Source organism: Rahnella sp. Larv3_ips, from assembly GCF_003697865.1.
Taxonomy (GTDB): domain Bacteria; phylum Pseudomonadota; class Gammaproteobacteria; order Enterobacterales; family Enterobacteriaceae; genus Rahnella; species Rahnella rivi.
In genome coordinates, this window is the sequence record NZ_MJIB01000004.1 from 907,751 (window position 1) to 908,616 (window position 866).

General features: G+C 56.1%; 1 protein-coding gene. It reads right to left on the minus strand.

The features are described from left to right. Positions 1 to 866: calcium-binding protein (locus tag ED901_RS06500; RefSeq protein ID WP_371414290.1), on the minus strand; the 866-nt coding region annotated here is incomplete at both ends.

Genomic DNA, 866 nt, shown 5'->3' on the forward strand with positions numbered 1-866 from the left:
ACCGCCACTCAGCGTATCGTTACCGCCGCCACCGTTCATCAGGTCGACGCCGTACCAGCCAGTAATATTATTACCAACGTCCGTTCCGTTGTACGTTATCCCCGACCTCGCCAGATCTGACTCCGTCAGCGTCGCATCGTCGAAGACAAAGCTGAACTGGCGATAAATCCCTCCGGGTTGATCAGTACCGGCAAAGTAGTTGTTGACCGTCACGCTGTCATCGCTTCCGTAGGCCTGTATGATAAGGTTGTTACCCTCGCGACTGAAACGGGCTGCGCCCGATGACGCACCAGTGAAGCGTAAAATATCACCATTTTCACCGCTAACCGCTGAGTCATACACATGGTCTTTACCGTGCCCGGCAGTAAACTGGTAGGTGTCCTCACCGCTGTTGCCATTAAGTGAGTCATTGCCCGCACCGCCGTTCAGCACGTCATTTCCGCCCCCTCCCTGCAGCGTGTCGTTACCGCCTGCGCCGTACATAAGATCAGCGGCATACCAGCCCGAGGCATTGTTACCAGCGTCCGTTCCGTTGTACGTCATCCCCGACCTCGCCAGATCCGACTCCGTCAGCGTCGCATCGTCGAACACAAAGCTGAACTGGCGGTAAATCCCTCCGGGTTGATCAGTACCGGCAAAGTAGTTGCTGACCGTCACGCTGTCATCGCTTCCGTAGGCCTGTATGACAAGGTTGGCACCCTCGCGACTGAAACGGGCTGCGCCCGATGACGCACCAGTGAAGCGTAAAATATCACCATTTTCACCGCTACCCGCTGAGTCATACACATGGTCTTTACCGTGCCCGGCAGTAAACTGGTAGGTGTCCTCACCGCTGTTGCCATTAAGTGAGTCATTGCCCGCACCGC